Annotated in this window: 16 protein-coding genes; 13 read left to right on the forward strand and 3 right to left on the reverse strand. The window is 72.0% G+C overall.

What is annotated here, in order from left to right; genetic code table 11:
• Positions 1–35: 35 nt before the first annotated feature.
• Together JGS22_RS26230 and JGS22_RS10515 are read right to left on the reverse strand one after the other, a co-directional pair.
• Positions 36–1850, reverse strand: coding sequence for a RodZ family helix-turn-helix domain-containing protein (locus JGS22_RS26230; RefSeq protein WP_236073108.1), 1815 nt, complete (start codon positions 1848–1850; stop codon positions 36–38).
• Positions 1851–2267: 417 nt separating this feature from the next.
• Positions 2268–3866, reverse strand: coding sequence for an amidohydrolase (locus JGS22_RS10515; RefSeq protein WP_236073109.1), 1599 nt, complete (start codon positions 3864–3866; stop codon positions 2268–2270).
• A gap of 182 nt (positions 3867–4048) precedes the next feature.
• Here JGS22_RS10515 and JGS22_RS10520 point away from each other — a divergent pair, with 182 nt between their 5' ends.
• On the forward strand, positions 4049–4375 hold the full coding sequence (locus JGS22_RS10520; protein ID WP_216814934.1) for a YciI family protein: 327 nt from the start codon (positions 4049–4051) through the stop codon (positions 4373–4375).
• A gap of 110 nt (positions 4376–4485) precedes the next feature.
• Here the strand turns inward: JGS22_RS10520 and JGS22_RS10525 are convergent, their stop codons facing one another.
• Complete coding sequence (locus JGS22_RS10525) at positions 4486–5490, reverse strand: extracellular catalytic domain type 1 short-chain-length polyhydroxyalkanoate depolymerase (protein WP_236073110.1); 1005 nt, start codon at positions 5488–5490, stop codon at positions 4486–4488.
• Between the two features lie 191 nt (positions 5491–5681).
• On the opposite strand from JGS22_RS10525, the gene JGS22_RS10530 reads away from it, so the two are divergent.
• From JGS22_RS10530 to JGS22_RS10585, 12 genes are all read left to right on the forward strand, one after another.
• The gene (locus JGS22_RS10530) at positions 5682–6899 is read left to right on the forward strand and encodes a substrate-binding domain-containing protein (protein ID WP_211043437.1); all 1218 of its coding nucleotides are present in this window, start codon (positions 5682–5684) and stop codon (positions 6897–6899) included.
• 6 nt (positions 6900–6905) lie between these two features.
• Positions 6906–7658 carry an ABC transporter ATP-binding protein gene (locus tag JGS22_RS10535; RefSeq protein WP_211043439.1) on the forward strand — a complete coding sequence of 251 codons (753 nt, stop codon included), beginning with the start codon at positions 6906–6908 and terminating at the stop codon, positions 7656–7658.
• 86 nt (positions 7659–7744) lie between these two features.
• Positions 7745–8530, forward strand: coding sequence for an ABC transporter ATP-binding protein (locus JGS22_RS10540; RefSeq protein ID WP_211043458.1), 786 nt, complete (start codon positions 7745–7747; stop codon positions 8528–8530).
• Positions 8530–9474, forward strand: coding sequence for a branched-chain amino acid ABC transporter permease (locus tag JGS22_RS10545; RefSeq protein ID WP_211043448.1), 945 nt, complete (start codon positions 8530–8532; stop codon positions 9472–9474). Before JGS22_RS10540 ends, JGS22_RS10545 begins: the two co-directional genes overlap by 1 nt.
• A complete protein-coding gene (locus JGS22_RS10550; RefSeq protein WP_211043450.1) occupies positions 9471–10565 on the forward strand; it encodes a branched-chain amino acid ABC transporter permease in 1095 nt (364 codons plus the stop codon). The genes JGS22_RS10545 and JGS22_RS10550 overlap by 4 nt, the downstream gene beginning before the upstream one ends.
• The gene (locus JGS22_RS10555) at positions 10562–11506 is read left to right on the forward strand and encodes an alpha/beta fold hydrolase (RefSeq protein ID WP_211043452.1); all 945 of its coding nucleotides are present in this window, start codon (positions 10562–10564) and stop codon (positions 11504–11506) included. The genes JGS22_RS10550 and JGS22_RS10555 overlap by 4 nt, the downstream gene beginning before the upstream one ends.
• A gap of 204 nt (positions 11507–11710) precedes the next feature.
• Complete coding sequence (locus JGS22_RS10560) at positions 11711–12256, forward strand: dihydrofolate reductase family protein (RefSeq protein ID WP_211042988.1); 546 nt, start codon at positions 11711–11713, stop codon at positions 12254–12256.
• Between the two features lie 527 nt (positions 12257–12783).
• Complete coding sequence (locus JGS22_RS10565; protein ID WP_211042998.1) at positions 12784–13530, forward strand: D-Ala-D-Ala carboxypeptidase family metallohydrolase; 747 nt, start codon at positions 12784–12786, stop codon at positions 13528–13530.
• A gap of 856 nt (positions 13531–14386) precedes the next feature.
• On the forward strand, positions 14387–15241 hold the full coding sequence (locus JGS22_RS10570; protein ID WP_211043000.1) for a helix-turn-helix domain-containing protein: 855 nt from the start codon (positions 14387–14389) through the stop codon (positions 15239–15241).
• On the forward strand, positions 15213–15428 hold the full coding sequence (locus JGS22_RS10575) for a DUF397 domain-containing protein (RefSeq protein ID WP_211043002.1): 216 nt from the start codon (positions 15213–15215) through the stop codon (positions 15426–15428). The genes JGS22_RS10570 and JGS22_RS10575 overlap by 29 nt, the downstream gene beginning before the upstream one ends.
• A 318-nt stretch (positions 15429–15746) precedes the next feature.
• The gene (locus tag JGS22_RS26235) at positions 15747–15935 is read left to right on the forward strand and encodes a hypothetical protein (protein WP_236073111.1); all 189 of its coding nucleotides are present in this window, start codon (positions 15747–15749) and stop codon (positions 15933–15935) included.
• A gap of 150 nt (positions 15936–16085) precedes the next feature.
• A complete protein-coding gene (locus JGS22_RS10585) occupies positions 16086–16688 on the forward strand; it encodes a TIGR03086 family metal-binding protein (RefSeq protein WP_211043006.1) in 603 nt (200 codons plus the stop codon).
• Positions 16689–16773 lie beyond the last annotated feature (85 nt).

Below are 16773 nucleotides of genomic sequence, written 5' to 3' on the forward strand. Positions count from 1 at the left end.
CGTACTGCCGACCCGCCTGCCCGTACCGTGCGGTGCTAGCCCGCGTCGGAGGGGCGGAACGCGACCATCCACCCGTCCGCGTAGACGTCCGGCACCTCTCGGCTCGGCCAGCCGCGTGCCACCCGCGGCGGTGTGTCGCCCCGGTACACCACCGCGTCGGGCACCCGCGGGCTGCGGGACTCCAGCACCTCGCAACCGGCCGTGTGCGCGAGCGGGATCGCCCGGGTGGTCGCCTTGAGGGTGCAGGGCGGGCGCACGTCGTTGGCCCGGAGCACCTCCGCGACGCGCACCCAGTCGCCCCGTGCGCCGATCTGCACGTTCGCATGGGTGCGCGCCAGCGGCAGTTGCACCGCGAGGTGCGCCACCAGTACGAGCGCCAGCCCCACCAGCGGCAGCCGGCTCTTCGCACCGCGCGCGGCGTCCCAGGCGGCGAGCACGCCGACTGCCGCGGGGATCAGCAACAGCGCGTACGTCGGCAGCAGGAAGCGCGGGGCGGCGTAGTCGAGCAGGAAGAAGTACGGCGCGGCGGACGCCAGCGCGACCGCGACGGCCATCCAGTACGGGCCGCGCGCCTGTCCCGCCCGCCGGAGCGCCATCATGCCCAGCACCGTGAACACCGGGAGGAGCAACCAGAGTTCGAGCGCGGTGGCATCCAGCGAATCGTTGCCGCACGGGCGGCACAGCAGCGGGCCGTCCAGCGCGGTGGCGTGGTCGATCAGCGACACCACGGGCCGCATTCCGCCCTGTACGTCGCTGGCGTCCGAGAGCCGTTCGAAGATGCCACCGAAGCGCACGTACGCCTCCACCACCCAGGGCAGCGCGCCGAGTGCCACGCCGGCGACCGTCCCCAGCACCGCGGAACGCCGCCGCCACGCGGGCACCAGCAGCGCGCCGACCAGCAGCGGACCGGCGATCCACACCGCGTCGTTGGGGCGCATCAGGGTGGCGAGCGCCAGTCCCACCGCGATGCCCGTCGCGGACGGGCGGCGCCCCAGGAAGTAGCCGACGGCGGCCAGCGAACCCATCGCCGTGTAGTGGTTGGGCATGGCGGAACCGGTGTAGAAGAGCGAGATCCACAAGGTCCCGTAGGCGGCAGCCGCCAGCGGTACGGCCCGCTGCCGCCGCACCACCCGCAACCAGGGCCGGAAGCCGAGATAGAGCGCGGCGGAGGCCAGCAGCGTCAGCCAGATCCGCAGCAGCAGCACCGAGTCCGTCCACATCGCGACGGGCGCCAGCAGCATCGGCACCCCGCGCGTACGCGGTGAACTGAACGGCGTCGCCGGGTCGAAGTGCGGGAAGCGGCTCGCGTAGACCAGTTCGTCCCAGCCGAGCGGCAGTGTCAACGGCACCAGGAACGCGGCGAGCACGGCGACCGCGCCCGAGACCGCCAGCAGTGCACGGTGCACGCGCGGCTGCGGTCTGCGCGGACCGGCGGCGGTGTACCGGCGCGCGCCGAGGCGCGGTGCGTCCGGTGCGTCGGGCGCGGGGGCGCGGTGCGGGGGCGCGGCGTGGGTGGGCGCGGCGTGGGCCGGTACCTCGTGGGCAGGGGCAGCGCCGTCGAGCGGGAGCGGGTTGTCGAGAGCGGCGGCGGCACCTGTCGCCGACCGATCGCCGTACGGGGGAACGGCGTTGTCCGCGGGACTGTTGGTCGATCCGCCGGTGGACTCGTCCACCGATCCGCCGGTGGGCACCTCGGTGGACGTGCCGGCGGAGGACCGGCCCGCGGAGGACCGGCCCGCGGCGGGCGGGTCCACCGCCGGTGGGTCCGCGGCCGAACCGGGTGCGGCGGGAGTCCCCGTCTGCTGCTGTCCGCTGGCGGCGGCGGTCGACGGATTCGGCGCGGCGTTCACGCGGAGACCTCCGAGGTGCGGGACATGGCGAAATGACCAATCGGGTATTCGAGACAAGTCATGCCAAATACTCACACCGTGCCGGGCGTGCAGCCGGGTTGGCGCGGCCCGCGCGCCCGCGCTCACCGGCCGGTACCGCCCGTCCGGGCGTCCGTCTGCCGGCTCGGGGCCCCTGCGCGGCCACGCGCACAGCCCGCCCGTCTCCGTGCGGCCGGAGGCGCGCGTACGGGCGCGTGCCGATGCGGAGCCCGCGGCCCGTACCGCCTCACTCCGGGGGCGTACGCCGGAGGTTCGCCCCTTCGCGACGGTGCCCGGGCCCGCCGTCGGCACTCACTCGTCCTCCGCCCCTCCTCGCCCGCGCCGCGAAGGTCGCGCCGCCCCGCCGTGGAGGTCGCCCCGCCCCGCCGTGGAGGTGCCTCACGTCGCGTCGAAGGTGGCCTCGCCGCCCAGGTACGTCGCTTGTACGCCGATTTCGCCGATCGCCGCCGTCGGCACCGCGCACGGGTCGTCCTCCAGCACCACCCAGTCCGCGCACATCCCAGGTGCCAGCGAGCCGACGCGGTCCTCCCAGCCGCACAGGTACGCGCCGCTCAGGGTGTGCGCGCGAAGCGCCGCCGCCACGCTCATCGCCTCGCCGGGGCCGATCGCCAGGCCGCTCGAACTGGCGCGTTCCGCCATTGCCTGTACCGCTCGCAGCGGCGCGCCCTCCGTCACCGGCCGGTCGGAGCTCGCGGCCACCACCACGCCGTGGTCGAGGAACCCCTGCCCCCGGTACAGCCACGGAGCCCGTTCCGCGCCCATCAGCGCGGCGTAGTCGTCGCCGAAGTGCCAGAGGAAGCCGGGTTGCACCACCGCGGCGACCTCCAACTCCGCGAACCGGGCGAGCTGTTCGGGGCGCACGAGCCCCGCGTGCTCGATCCGGTGCCGCTGCCGCGCCCCCTTCGTCGGCCGCTCCCGCAGCGCCGCCGCCAATCCGTCCAGCGCCACGTCGATCGCACGGTCCCCGATCGCGTGGATCGCCAACTGCCAGCCCGCGCAGTGGCCCCGGACGATCGTCTCCACCAACTGCGCCTCTTCGGCAAAGAGTTCACCGCTGTGGCCCAGCCCGATGTACGGACGTGTCAGCGCGGCCGTACGCGGCATCATGCCGCCGTCGGTGAAGACCTTCAGCGCGCCCAGCCCCAGCCGGTCGCCCCCGAAGCCCGTCGCCAGTCCCAGGTCGATCCCCGCGTCCGGTCCGTCCTCGCGGTGCCCGCCCACCTCGTGCAACGCGGCAGCCGCCACCATCAGCTGCACCCGAAGCGGCAACTCCCCACTCGCCAGCAGGTGTTGGTACGCCGCAGCCTCGACCGGGCTGTGTGTCACCAGACCGCCGCCGATACCGGCCTCCGCTGCCGTCGTCACCCCCTGAGCCGCGCATTCGAGTGCCGCTCCGCGCACCGCACCGGCCAACTCGTCCGTCGAGTAAGGCATTCGGAGCTTCCGCACCGCCGCCGCGCCCGCCTCGACCAGCACGCCGTCCCGGTGCGGCACCCCGTCCGGGAGCATTCGCAGCACCGCCGAGCTCACCACGCACGAGTGCCCCGAATCGTGCGTGAGGATCACCGGCCCCTGCGCCACGGTGTCCAACTCGGCGGCCGTCACATGCCGTCCGAGGGGTCGCTGGTCGTAGCCGGCCACGTCCACCCACCCGCCGGGCGGGCTCTCCCGCACCGCCCGGGCCACCCCCGCCAGCACCCCGGCGACCGACTCGCACGGAGCCACACTCGCCGTACGCGCCTTCAGCCCCGTCCACGCCAGATGCACATGCGGGTCGACGAACCCCGGCAGCACCGTCGCCCCGCCCACATCCACCACCCGCCGCGCGGGAAGCCCCGCCACCACCTCGTCGAGCCCCGCCACCCGGCCCTGCCACACCCCCAACTCGCGGGCGAGCGGTCGCTGTTCGTCCATCGTGCGAATCCGCGCGTTCACCAGCTTCAGGTCCAGCACGAACCCCGACTCCGACCTCGCCATACGACTCTCCTCGCCCGTGGACCGTCCCCGACGCCCTACCCACCCGCTCACCGATCACGTCGAACACCTCCACGCGCCTTCGGCGGGGACGTGCGCCGGGACGTGCGCCGGGTTGCGATGACTTCTCGGCGCGCAGGCCGTCTGCCTCTTCGAGCCGCAAAACCCGTCACTGGAGGTAGGCCATGCCCCTGTTCGTCACTGTCGGTTACGGTGATCGTGTCGGGTACGAGCGCACCGACGAGGGTGTGCGGGACCGTGCGCACGCGCACGACGAGAGCCTGCGGGCGGGTGGTGCCGTGATGGGCATCGCGGAGACGCCCGTGCAGGTCCGCAACCCCGAGGGAGCCGGTACAAGCACTGTGAGCGGCCCGTACCTGCGGTCCGAACTCCCCGTCGCGGGCTTCGCGTTGATCGAGGCGGCCGATATCGAGGAGGCGGTGCGGCTCGTCTCCGGTACGCCGTGCGCGGTGGCTCACGGCGTGGTCGAGGTGTGGCCGCTGCGGAGCTGAGCACCTTGTCCGGGCGGTGGCGCCGCCCGAGCCCCGAGGCCGACGTCGGCCCCGGTCCCGCATCGCCCCCGGCCCGCCGCCCGGACGGGGCGAGAGCCGGGGGAGCGGGGTCAGGAGCCGATGCCCCAGTCGCTCACCAGCTGTCCGGTGGAGCAGATCCGGTCGAGGAAGTACGCGCCCGCCGTGCCGCAGTTCTCGTCGGGCTTGACCGGGGTGCCGTGGCCCATGCCGGCGACGCGGTAGTCGCGTACGACGGTGGCCCCGGAGGCGTCGGTGTAGTCGTTCCGAACGGTCTCGCCGGGGAGTTCGGCGGTGGCGTCCGGTTCCTGGTCGGTGGCGTGGGCGTTGGTCCACTGCTTGACCGACTCGGACGCGTTGGCCGCGGCGACGGTGTAGTCGGCGCTTCCGTGCCAGATCGAGACCGTCGGGTAGCGGCCGTCGTGGCCCGGGTGTGCGGCGCGCACGAGGTCGCCCCACTGCTGGGGAGTCTTGGTCGCGCCGGGGTTCATGCAGATGAACGCCGTCGGCATGGAGGTTGCGCAGCCGTACGGGATGCCGGCGACGATGCCGCCGCCCGCGAAGCGGTCGGGGTGCGCGGCGAGCAGCGAGGCGGTCATGGCGCCGCCCGCGGAGAGGCCGGTGACGTGGACGCGGGAGGCGTCGCCGCCGTACGCCTCCAGGGTGTGGTCGACCATCCGCAGGATCGACGCCGTCTCGCCGCTGTCGCGCGAAGTGTCGCCCGGTTCGAACCAGTTGAAGCAGCGGCTGGCGTTGTTGGCAGCCTGCTGCTGGGGTGCGACGACGGCGAACCCGTGGGTGTCGGCGGCCTGTTGCCAACCCGCGCCGTCGAAGTAGTCGGCGGCGCCCTGGGCGCAGCCGTGGAGCACGACGACGACCGGGCTGCCGGCGGGCAGTCCCTCGGGCGCGTAGCGGTACATGGACAGGGCGCCGGGGTTGCTGCCGAAGTCGGCGACGGGTTCCAGCTGCGCGGTGCGCGGCTGCGACTGCCGCTCCTCGGAAGCGGGTTGGGCGGGTTGGGCCAGTACGGCGGTCGGTGCCGCGGCGACTGCCAGCGCGGCACCGAGGGTGGTCAGCAGGCGCAGGGATGTGCGCATGGCCGGTCTCCTCTGCGGTTCTCGGCGGAAGGGGGTGGTGGCACCGTAGGGCCGGCGGAGGCCGCGGCGAATGTGGCGGCGGCCCATCCGCGGGGTGCCCACGCTGTGCGGGACCGACATTGTCGGCGCCCGGCGGTGGGCGGACGCTGCCAGTTGTCAGCCAACGTCTGCCTGCTGAGGAGCGGCCCGCCATGCGCAGAACCCTCGTACCCACCGTCGCAGCAGCCGTGTTGGCGTCGGCGCTGGCCGTGTCCTGTGCGAGCCCCGGCGACAGCGCCGCGGCGGACTCCGAGGAGGTGAAGGTCGCGCTGGTCACCTCCACCAGCGGCCCGCTCGCCAGCTACGGCAAGCAGTACCTCCAGGGCTTCGAGGCCGGACTCGACCACGCCACCGGCGGGACCGGCGAGGTCGACGGCCGGAGGATCACCGTGCTGAAGGACGACGACGGGGGCGATCCGGCCAAGGGCGTCAGTCTGGCGAAGAAGCGCATCGGCCAGGACGTGCGGATCATCGCCGGCTCGGTCGTCTCGGGTGTGGGCACGCAGATCGCGCCGGTCGCCGAGCAGAACAGGACGCTCTTCCTCTCCGGCCCCGCCGCGACCGACGAGCTGACCGGCGTCAACAAGTACACCTTCCGCAGCGGGCGGCAGACCCACCAGGACGTGGTGACGGCCAGGGCCATCCTGGACGCGGAAGCCGGCGGGAAGGGCGGCAAGGGCGGCACGACGAAGCAGAAGGTGGTCGTCCTTGCGCAGGACAACGCCTTCGGCCAGGCGAACGTCGCCGCCGTCCGGCAGCTCCTCGGCGCGGACGGCGGTGCGAGGGTCACCCCCGTGCTGGCCTCGCCGAGCGCCACCGACCTCACCCCGACCGCGTCCCGGGTGAAGTCCGCCAAGCCCGACATGGTCTTCGTCGCCTGGGCGGGCGACACCGCGCAGTCGATGTGGAACACCCTTGACCAGCAAGGGGTGTTGGACTCCTCGACGGTCGTCACCGGGCTCGACATCAGGGCCAGCTATCCCGTCTTCGGCAAGGCCCGCGACAAGCTGACCCTGCTCGCCCACTACGTCCCCGGCGCGACCGCGAACGACGAGGCCGAGGCGATGCGCGCCTACTTCGAGAAGAAGAAGTGGCAGGAGGACCTGTTCTCGCCGGACGGGTTCAACGCGGCGCAGATGGTCGTGCAGGCGGTGCGCGAGAGCGGTGAGGACCTGGACACCGACGCGATGGTGGAGGCCCTGGAGGGCTTCCGCTTCGCCGGGGTCAAGGGAGAGAACACCGTGCGGTCGTCGGACCACGCGCTGCTCCAGCCCATGTTCCAGGCCGAGTTCGACGGCAGCGGCAAGCCGGCCGTCCTCACCGTTTTCGAGCCGAAGCGGGTCGCTCCGGCCGCCGGGAAGATCGGCTGAGCGGCGATGACGGACACCACGGCAGCCCCGCCGGTGCTCCGACTCGACCGGCTGAGCTGGTCGGTCGGCGCCGTGCACATCGTGCAGCAGATCGAACTCTCCCTGGGCGAGGGTGAGTTCCTGGCTCTCATCGGCCCGAACGGGGCGGGGAAGACCTCCCTGTTCAACCTCATCTCCGGTGTCACCCGCCCCACCGCCGGCCGGGTCGAGCTGGACGGCGCGGCGGTGCACACGCTGCCGCCGCACCGCCGCGCCCGCCGGGGCATCGGCCGCACCTTCCAGTCCTCCTCGGTCTTCCCGACGATGACGGTCGCCGAGCACGTCGAACTCGCCGCGCGCGCCGCCGGGGTACGACGCGTCACCGCCGCCGACACGGCGCGGGTGCTGGAACGCGTACGGCTGGGCCACCGCGCCGCCGACGAGGCGGCCGGCCTCTCGCACGGCGACAAGCGCAAGCTCGAACTCGCCATGCTCCTCGCCCCCACGGTGGCCGGCGACGGGCCGCGGCTGATGCTGCTGGACGAGCCGATGGCCGGGGTCGCCAGCGAGGAGACCGCCGAACTCACCGACGTCATCAGGGCGTTGCACCGGGAGGAAGGCCGCACCGTGCTGATGGTCGAGCACCACATGGACATCGTTCTCGGCCTCGCGGACCGCGTCGCCGTCATGCACCACGGCACGCTGCTCGCCGTCGGCACACCCGCCGCGGTGATGGCCGACCGCGCCGTGCAGGAGGCGTACGTGGGGGAGGAGCTGTGAGCCCCCGCGACCGTACGGGCCCCCGCGACCGCACGGGCCCCCGCGACCGTACGGGCCCCCGCGACCGTACGGACTCCGGTGCGGGTATGGGCTCCGCGCCCGCCACGGTGCTCTCCGTCCGGGACCTGCACGTGGAGATCGGCGGCTCCCGCATCCTCCAGGGCGTCACCTTCGACACCGCCCCCGGCGGCGTCACCGCGCTGCTCGGCCGCAACGGCGTCGGCAAGACGACGACCGTGCGCGCCGTACTCGGGCTGCTGCCCGACGGCGGCCGGATCACCGGCGGCGCCGTGACCCTCGACGGCGCCGACGTCACCGCCGAGCCCACCCACCGCACCGTGCGGCGCGGTATCGGCTACGCGCCCGAGGACCGCGGAGTCTTCACCCGGCTCACCGTCGCCGAGAACCTCGCCCTGGCCGAACGCCCGGGCGGCGCCCACCACTACGACCTGGTACACGACCTCTTCCCCGAACTCCTCGCCCGCCGTGCACAGTTGGCGGGAACGCTGTCCGGCGGTCAGCAGCAGATGGTCGCCATCGCCCGAACACTGCTGAACGACAACCGGCTAGTGATCGCCGACGAGCCGACCAAGGGCCTCGCCCCGCGGGTCGTCACGGAAGTCGCCGAGGTGCTGGAGCGTGCCGCCGCGCGCGTCCCGCTGCTGCTCGTCGAGCAGAACCTCGCCGTCGTACGCCGCCTGGCCACCCACGCAGCCGTGCTGGACGCGGGCCGGGTGGTCCACGGCGGCGACGCGGCCTCGCTGCTCGCCGACCGCGAGCTGACCACCGGGCTCCTCGGCGTCGGCAGCAGAGCACCGAGCGGGCGCGCCTCCGCGCCGCGCGGGGACGACGTTCTGGGAGGGGCCCACTGATGGACACGCTCGTACTCCTCACACTCACCGGTCTCGGACTCGGTGCGCTCTACTTCCTCATCGCCTCCGGACTCGCCCTGATCTTCGGGCTGATGGACGTGCTCAACTTCGCCCACGGCGCCTTCCTCACCGTCTCCGCCTACGCCGCCTGGCAGGTGCTGGACTCCGTCGGCGGGATGCCGGGGCTGTTGCTCGCACTGCTCGTCGGCACCTCGACGGGCCTGCTGCTGGCGGTGGTTGTCGAGTTCGCGCTGATCCGCCGCCTGTACGGCCGGCCGCGCGACCAGATCCTCGTCACCGTCGGCCTCTCGTTGGCGATTCCCGCGCTGGTGCAGAGCGCCTGGAGCGCCGACGCCCGCAGTTTCCCGGTGCCGGACGCGCTCGACGGCACGGTCACGCTCGCGGGCGCCCAAGTCCCGGTCAACCGGCTGGTGTTGATCGCTGGCGCCGTCCTCGTGCTGGTCGGGGTGCAGCTCTTCCTCACCCGCACCCGGTACGGGCTGATCGTCCGGGCCGGGGTGGAGGACCGCGCCATGGTCACCGCGCTGGGTGTCGACGTGACCCGCGCCTTCACCCTGGTGTTCGCGCTCGGCGGGGCCCTGGCGGGGCTGGCGGGCGTACTGGGCGGGCTCTACTTCGGTTCCGTCTCGCCGCACCAGGGCACCTCGCTGCTGATCTTCGCCTTCGTCGTGGTCATCATCGGCGGACTGCACTCCATGCCCGGCGTCGCGCTCTCCGCGCTCACGGTCGGGCTCACCCAGCAGTACGCCAACTACTACCTCGGCGGATACGGGGACCTCGCCGTCGTCGTGCTGCTGGCGCTGGTGGTGCTCGCACGTCCGACCGGCAGCGGCACCAGCCCTGTCGACCGCATCCGCCGCCGGCTCGAATCTCCCCGTGCGGCACCTGTCGAATCCGTCCTGCCCACGGGAGGCACGCCGTGACCGTCACCCACCTCCCCGCGCCGGACGACACCGCGGCACCCCCGCCGCCCGACTCCGGACGCTCCGGGCCGCGTTGGCGCCCGTACGCGGTACCCGTGCTGGTCCTGGTCGTGCTGGCGCTGCTGCCGTACTCGGCCCTGGAGATCCCGGTCCTCTTCGACGGCCGGCTCAACTCGCCCGGCTCGCTCCAACTCATCGCACTCTGCCTGGTGTTCGCCGGTCTGGCACTCGGCTACGACCTGATGTTCGGCCGTACGGGGCTGCTTTCCTTCGGGCATTCCCTCTACATCGCCGGCGGCGCGTACGGCACCCAGCTCGCCATGACCGAACTCGGCCTCGGGCTGCTGCCCGCCGCTCTGCTCACCCTGGTGCTGGGCACCCTCGCCGCCGTGGTGCTCGGCGCGATCTCCCTCCGTACGCTGGCGCTCGGCGGTATCGGGTTCGCCATGGTCACCCTCGCGTTCGCGCAGGCGGGCGCCATCTGGATCGAGCGCAACCCCGGCGGTCTCACCGGTGGCGAAGAGGGCCTGCCGCTGCACACCGCCGGGGTGCCGGAGGCGTTCGTCGGTGTCGCCAACACCGTCAACGTCTACTGGTTGGCGCTGGCCTATCTCACCGCCGTCGCCGCCGTCGTGTGGAGCGCGACCGCGCGCCCGGTCGGCAAGGTCTGGCAGGCGCTGCGCGACAACGAGCAGCGCATCGCCGTGCTGGGCCGCGACCCCTTCCGCCACAAGCTCGGCGCGTTCGTCCTCGCCTCCGCGCTCGCGCTGCTCGGCGGCATCGTGCACCTGCTGGTCACCGCGGGCGCGACCCCGCACTCCAGCACGCCCGAGTTCACGCTGACGCTGCTGGTCATGGTGGTGCTCGGCGGAGCCGGCACCCGCTGGGGACCGGTCGTCGGCGGGGTGCTCTTCACCTACCTCGACCAGCGGTTGGCGAGCTGGGGCATCGGCAGCGAGCCCATGCTGATCCTGGGCACGCTCTTCGTCCTCGCGGTATACGTGGCACCCGGCGGACTCACCTCGATCCGCCTCCACCGCGCCCGACGGTCCGCCGCACGGGCCGACAGCCGGAAGCAGGAGCACCGATGACGCAGACGCCCACGGAGATCCACGTCCCGGTCGCCGGCGGTGAACTCGCCTGTCATCGCTGGCAGTTGCCCGAAAGCGGCGAGGTTCCGGTCCTCGCCCTGCACGGCATCACCGCCAACGGCCGCGCCTGGGACGCCTTCGCCCACGCGCTCGCGGGTGCCGGGTCGGCAGGCCCCGAGGCGGGCCTGCCGACCGCAGGCCCCGTCGGCGACCTCTTCGCGCCCGATCTGCGCGGACGCGCCGACAGCGCGCAGCTGCCGGGACCGTACGGGCTCTTCGCCCATGTGGACGACGTGTTGGCGCTGCTCGACCATCTCGACCGGCCGCAGGCCGTGCTCGTCGGCCACTCCATGGGCGCCTTCGTCGCCGCGCTCGCCGCCGCCCGCCACCCCGACCGCTTCCCCCGCGTCGTACTCGTGGACGGCGGTGTGGGCTTCCCGCCGCCGCCCGGCGCGGACATCGACGCCCAGCTCGACGCGGTGCTCGGCCCCGCGGTCCGCCGTCTCTCCATGACCTTCCCCGATCCCGGCAGCTACCGGGACTTCTTCCGCGCCCATCCCGCCCTCGCGGAGCACTGGAGCCCGGACATCGCCGCCTACGTCGACCACGATCTGGTGGCCGACGACGGGGCCTTCCGCAGCAGCTGCGTCCCCGACGCGGTGCGCGCCGACGGAGCCGATGTCCTCTCCCACGACGAAACCCTCGCCGCCGCCCGCCAACCGCAGCTGAACGGCGTGCTGTTGTGGGCCGAACGCGGGCTGCTCGACGACGACCGGGCGCTCTACGACGCCGACCGCCTCGCCGGGGCCGGCCTCGACGGCGCCCGGCTGCCGCAGCGCCGCATCGACGACACCAACCACTACACGGTCCTCTTCGCCCCGCACGCCCTCGCCCACCTCGTCACCGCGACCCACCACGCCCTGGCTCTCCTGCGGGCCTGACCGGGAGGTGTTCCGGCGGGTCGGCCCCGGCGTGCGCCGAGAACCGGCCGCGTCCGCGGGCCGCGGCCGGCAGACGTGATCCGCCGAGGTCCAACGTTTCTGCAGCGATGAGTTTTCCTCCCTTGGCAGGTCTGAAGCACCGGGACGTCACTTCCGGAGGGGGCCGCCGAGGCCGGGCTCCGCCAACAGCAGGGAGAGCAGCTCATGGGCAGGATCGCGGTGCACGAGTTCGTCAGCCTCGACGGCAGCTACGAGGACCCGAGTTTCACGGCGGCGTACGGGTTCACCGACGGCATGGCGCAGGCCCTCGGCGCGCTGACCGGCGGCAGTGACGCCATCCTGCTGGGCCGGCGCACGTACGAAATGTTCGCCCCTGCCTGGTCGACGCGCACCGAGGAGGACGACCCGGGGGCGCCGTTCTTCAACGACACCCCGAAGCACGTCGTCTCCTCCACGCGCACCGCCGCCGACGAGTGGCAGAACTCCTCGGTGCTCGGCCCCTACGACGCCGAGGCCGTCCGTGCGCTCAAGGCGCGGAGCGCGGGCGTCTACATCAGCGGCAGCGGCACCCTGGTCCGCGCGCTGCTCGCCGACGGGCTCGTGGACGAGCTGCATCTGCTGGTCTACCCCGTCGTCCTCGGCACCGGCGCCAGGCTCTTCCCCGAGGGCGCGCCCCGCGTCCCGCTGACCCTCCTCGACCAGGAGCGGTTCGACAACGGCGTGCTCCACCTCACCTACGGCCAGGTCTGACCACGCGGACCGACCGAACCGGCGGGTGTGCGAGCCGAACCGGCGGGTCCGAGTACCCAACCGGCAGGCGGGAGTGCCCTGTTCGAGCCCGGTGGAAACCGAGGTGTCCGTGTTGCGGTGGCATATACGAAAGTTGACGGGTGGCGGAAACATTTTCGGCCATGCCGGTGAAAGTCACAGCTCAGACCTGCTGTGAGCGGCATAGACCAGCGGCGCCGTTTTAACGGTTCTTTACACGGCGTCGGGCGCATGGCTCACTTGTGGCGTGCTCATGGCGGGGCGGGCCTGACCGGGAGGTGTTCCGGCGGGTCGGCCCCGGCGTGCGCCGAGAACCGGCCGCGTCCGCCAACCCCTCGGGCGTGGCCACCGGACCATCCGGATCGCCCCTGCGCACGCTCGGTGTGCCGGGGCGGGAACGCATCCGCGGTGATCCGTATCGACAGAGCCACCGCCGCCCGTCCGCATCCGTACCGCCCGCACGGCCGGGTCGGCGCGTCCACAGAACGCACCGTCGAAGGGACCTCTCCATGCTTGCCGGAACCAGGAACCGCTGGGCCGTCAGATCGTTCATCATCCTTCTCGCGGCCATGCTGAGCTTCGGCGTGCCGCAGATCGTCGCCCCCTCCGAGGCGCAGGCGTACAGCTGGTCGCGCACGCTGAAGGAAGGGACGAGCGGTGCGGACGTCCGCGAACTCCAGATCCGGGTCGCCGGATGGGCCGCGGACAGCGCCTCGCGCACCCACGTCGCCGTCGACGGCCAGTTCGGGCCCGGCACCAAGGCCGCGGTGACCCGCTTCCAGCGCGCCTACGGCCTCTCCGCCGACGGCGTCGCCGGACCGAACACGCACAACGCTCTCAACGCCCTTGAGGCTTCCGACGGTTCGACCAAGAACTTCAACTTCTCGGAGTTCCACTCCAAGGACGGATCGCAGTTCAACGGAGGAAAGGTCGGAGCCTCCACGGTCAAGGAGAACGTCCGCCGGATGATGTACAAGCTGGAGGCCATCCGCAAGAAGGCTGGCGACCGCGCCATCACCGTCAACAGCGGATTCCGCAGCATCAATCACAACTCCAACGTGGGCGGCGCCTCCAACAGCCAGCACATGTACGGAATCGCGGCGGACATCGTCGTCAGCGGCCGTACGGTGAGCCAGACGATCTCCTACGCGCAGACCTCCGGATTCTCCGGAATCATTCGCTACAGCACCTTCACCCACGTGGACAACCGCGCCGAGTACTCCTACGGTTCGAGCGGCTACTACTGGGCGATCTGATTTCGCCGCGTTCTGATGTCGAACGCGCGCCGCAGTCGTTGAACTCTCTGCCCGGGACGGCGAAGGAGAACCTCGCCGCCCCGGGCAGAGGTGCGTCCCGGGTGGAAACCGCGGGTTCAGGGCGGCCCGAGCGAGGCCAGGTGGGCCCGAATACGCGCGCACAACGTCCGCACCCGGACGTCGAGTTCGTCCTCCCCGTGCTCGGGCTCTCCGGTCTCGGCATCACTGGAGTCGGGCGCCGCGCACCCGGTGTCCGCCTCCGCCTCCGCCTCCGCCTGCGCGGCCCGGGACGGGTCGGAGGAAACTTCACCGCCGTGCGGTGCGGGGGGGTGGGTCCGGCGTGTTCACGAGTCGACTTCTCCCAAGTGGACGCGGGCAGTGTGGCGCCCGAGCAGGACGTCGCAGTCCGTCTCCGGCGAACGGTCGCCGACTGCGCGGGCGCGATGGGCCGCCAGTGCGCGCCGCCTGCATTCCCCGCAGTCGTCGACGGTCGGCGGATCGCTCACGAAGCGGCGCCCCGGCGGATCACGGTGGCCAACTCCACCGCCACGCAGGGATGCACCGCGCCGAGGGCGACAAGTCGGCAGGGCCCTCGGTCGGGTGTGTCCCAGACGTGTGGATCCAGCCGAAGTCCGGGCAGGTGGATTCGCGCCTCGGCAAGTGCGCTCGCCAGAAGGTGGGCGGCTTCTGTCGCATCGGGGGCTGTTCCGGCGGCAATCATTCTTTACCTTCCCGCAGTTGATGACCTATTGCATTGCGTAGTGAATCGGTTACAGCATTGCGTTGCGGGGGTCGCCGGGGAAGGTCAGAGCTGTGCCCGGCTCGTTCCGGGCACAGGGGGAGTGGTGCGCAGAAAATGGAAGTGAACCCGATCGACGAGAATGACGGAACCACGCCAAGGGCCATACTGGCGCGCCGACTTCGGACGGCTCGCACGCGCGCGGACCTGACCGTGAGGGCGCTCGCCGAGGAAATCGACTATCCGTACGGCTATCTCTCCCGGGTCGAGAACGGCAGGCAGTTGCCCTCCGACGCACTCGCGGAGGCGCTGGACAAACGCTTCGGTACGGACGGGCTGTTCGGCGAACTCCTCGCGATGAGCCGCACCCACCTCATCGCCGACTACAGCCGCGCCGTGGTGGAGAGGGAGGCGGACGCCTGCCGCATCCAGGTATTCACCAGCAGCCTGGTGCCGGGACTGTTGCAGGTGGAGGAGTACGCGCGGAGCCTGTTCAGGATGGGTCTGCCCAGCGCCACTGCGGAGCAGTTGGAGCACCACGTCGAGGCCAGGATGGCGCGTCGCCGCGTTCTGGACCGGAGTGCCCCGCCCTACTACTGGGCAATGATGGACGAGGCCGCCCTGTGCCGTCCCATTGGTGGACGGGCCGGTATGGCGCGGCAGTTGCGCCATGTTTTGGAGGTGGCTGAGAAGCCGTGCGTCACCGTGCAGATCTTACCGTTCGGCCAGGGTGCTCACACCATGCTGGGCGGGGGCTTGACGTTGTTGACACTTGAAGGGGGCGAGACGATCGGCCTGGTCGAGAGCTTCGCCAACGGAGAACCGGTGCGCTCGCCCACGCGGATCCTGGAGCTCAGTCAGGGCTTCGATCTGGCGCGCTCCCAGTCGTTGCCTTCCGCGGAATCGTTGGCACTCATCGAGCACTACTTGAAAGGGTACGAAGATGAAGACGAACCCCGATGCGATACCTGAAGTCAAGTGGCGCAAATCCTCCTACAGCGGATCGGACAACGCTCAGTGCGTAGAGGTGGCTGATGGCGACGGCTCTTCTGTTCCTGTTCGCGACTCGAAGTGTTCGCAGGGGCCGATCTTGGTCTTTCGTGCCCTGCCGTGGGCTGCCTTCGTCAACGGGGTAAAGGTCGGCGACTTCGACGGGTGAGGTCTGACACCGGCGCTTGCTTCCGGGCAAGCAAGGGCGCCGGTGTTGTGTGCTGAGGGGAGGCTGTGCCCGGTGGTGTTCGGGCACGGCGTTCTTGCCGAGCGAAGCGGCGGTCAACGGCGTGTCGAGGAGGGGGAGTCGGTGACGGGAACGCCCGAATGCCCGGCGTGCGCACGGTCGTTGACGGCGCTGTCGGTGGTCCGCACTCGTCAGCGCTGGGGCGGCGGCGAGCCTCGGCCGCGGCCCGAGCTGTGGTGGCAGTGTGCGCGGTGCGGATGGGTGGGCTACCAGCGCAACCGGGGTGAGTCGTTGAACGTGATGCGACGTCTGGAAGGCGTCGAGGGCGACTGCCCGTTCTGCGGCTGGGACCAGTGCTGTGTGGTCAGCGAGCCCTGGTGGTCGGCGAACACAGGGGTGATGGCCGGCCGGCCGGGCTGGCTCTCCTGGGAGGTCTGCCTGGAGTGCGGTACCAGCAACCAGCGTCGCGCCGACTCCCGCCCGCAGTAGGCGGCCCTGAACGTGTGCGGCCCGCGTGGCCCGGACCCACGCGGTCCGGAACGCGGGTGACCCGGCGGGGTGCCGGGCGCAGCCACCCGGTGCGCCGGTACGGTGCGGTCCCTACGACGGTCGTATTCGGCCGGACCCGGAGGGAGCGCCATGAACGCAACACCAGTCGACGATCTCGCGACGGTCCTGGGGGCTGTCGGCGATGTGCTCACGCAGGTGCGGGAGGACCAGTGGCACGCGCCCACTCCCAGCGGGGAGTGGGACGTTCGCGAAGTCGTCAACCACATGGTGCTGGGCGATCTGCGCACCGCAGAGGTGCTCTGCGGCGGTCCGGGACTCGCCTTCGGCGCCTTCGATCCGACGATGGAGGACGCCCTCGGCGACGAGGAGGTGGCCTCGTTCCGCAGCGCCGGTGTGAAGCTGCTCGCCGCGCTGCGGCAGCCGGGTGTGCTGGAGCAGAGCTTCGAGCTGCCGATCGGCACCGTACCGGGCTTCGTGATCGTCCATGTGCGGACCGTGGAGGCGTTGGTGCACGGCTGGGACGTGGCGCGTGCGATCGGTCGGCGGCTGGACGTGCCGGAGCAACTGGCCGAGGCGGAGCTGCTGTTCAGCAGCGAGGCGATGGCGGGCGCGGCGCGCGAGTCGATGCCGTTCGCGTCCCCGGAGCCGGTCGCCGACGACGCCCCGGCGCTGGATCGCCTCGCGGCTTTCCTCGGCAGGCCGGTCGCCCCGGAGGGCCTGTCCTCTCTCTGAGCCCGCAGGCGCCTCCGGTGCCGACCGCTCTCCGGGACCGCACGTCTTCCTGCGGTCGGTCCCGTTCTCCGAGGCGGGGCGGTGG

The organism is Streptomyces tardus, assembly GCF_018101125.2.
GTDB lineage: Bacteria > Actinomycetota > Actinomycetes > Streptomycetales > Streptomycetaceae > Streptomyces > Streptomyces tardus.

Coding starts and splice junctions, on each gene's coding strand:
- JGS22_RS10585 (WP_211043006.1), top strand. CDS start 16,086: ATGAACGCAACACCAGTCGACGATCTCGCGACGGTCCTGGGGGCTGTC.
- JGS22_RS10545 (WP_211043448.1), top strand. CDS start 8,530: ATGGACACGCTCGTACTCCTCACACTCACCGGTCTCGGACTCGGTGCG.
- JGS22_RS10535 (WP_211043439.1), top strand. CDS start 6,906: ATGACGGACACCACGGCAGCCCCGCCGGTGCTCCGACTCGACCGGCTG.
- JGS22_RS10520 (WP_216814934.1), top strand. CDS start 4,049: ATGCCCCTGTTCGTCACTGTCGGTTACGGTGATCGTGTCGGGTACGAG.
- JGS22_RS10540 (WP_211043458.1), top strand. CDS start 7,745: ATGGGCTCCGCGCCCGCCACGGTGCTCTCCGTCCGGGACCTGCACGTG.
- JGS22_RS10560 (WP_211042988.1), top strand. CDS start 11,711: ATGGGCAGGATCGCGGTGCACGAGTTCGTCAGCCTCGACGGCAGCTAC.
- JGS22_RS10570 (WP_211043000.1), top strand. CDS start 14,387: ATGGAAGTGAACCCGATCGACGAGAATGACGGAACCACGCCAAGGGCC.
- JGS22_RS10555 (WP_211043452.1), top strand. CDS start 10,562: ATGACGCAGACGCCCACGGAGATCCACGTCCCGGTCGCCGGCGGTGAA.
- JGS22_RS10515 (WP_236073109.1), bottom strand. CDS start 3,866: ATGGCGAGGTCGGAGTCGGGGTTCGTGCTGGACCTGAAGCTGGTGAAC.
- JGS22_RS10530 (WP_211043437.1), top strand. CDS start 5,682: ATGCGCAGAACCCTCGTACCCACCGTCGCAGCAGCCGTGTTGGCGTCG.
- JGS22_RS10525 (WP_236073110.1), bottom strand. CDS start 5,490: ATGCGCACATCCCTGCGCCTGCTGACCACCCTCGGTGCCGCGCTGGCA.
- JGS22_RS26235 (WP_236073111.1), top strand. CDS start 15,747: ATGCGACGTCTGGAAGGCGTCGAGGGCGACTGCCCGTTCTGCGGCTGG.
- JGS22_RS10565 (WP_211042998.1), top strand. CDS start 12,784: ATGCTTGCCGGAACCAGGAACCGCTGGGCCGTCAGATCGTTCATCATC.
- JGS22_RS10575 (WP_211043002.1), top strand. CDS start 15,213: ATGAAGACGAACCCCGATGCGATACCTGAAGTCAAGTGGCGCAAATCC.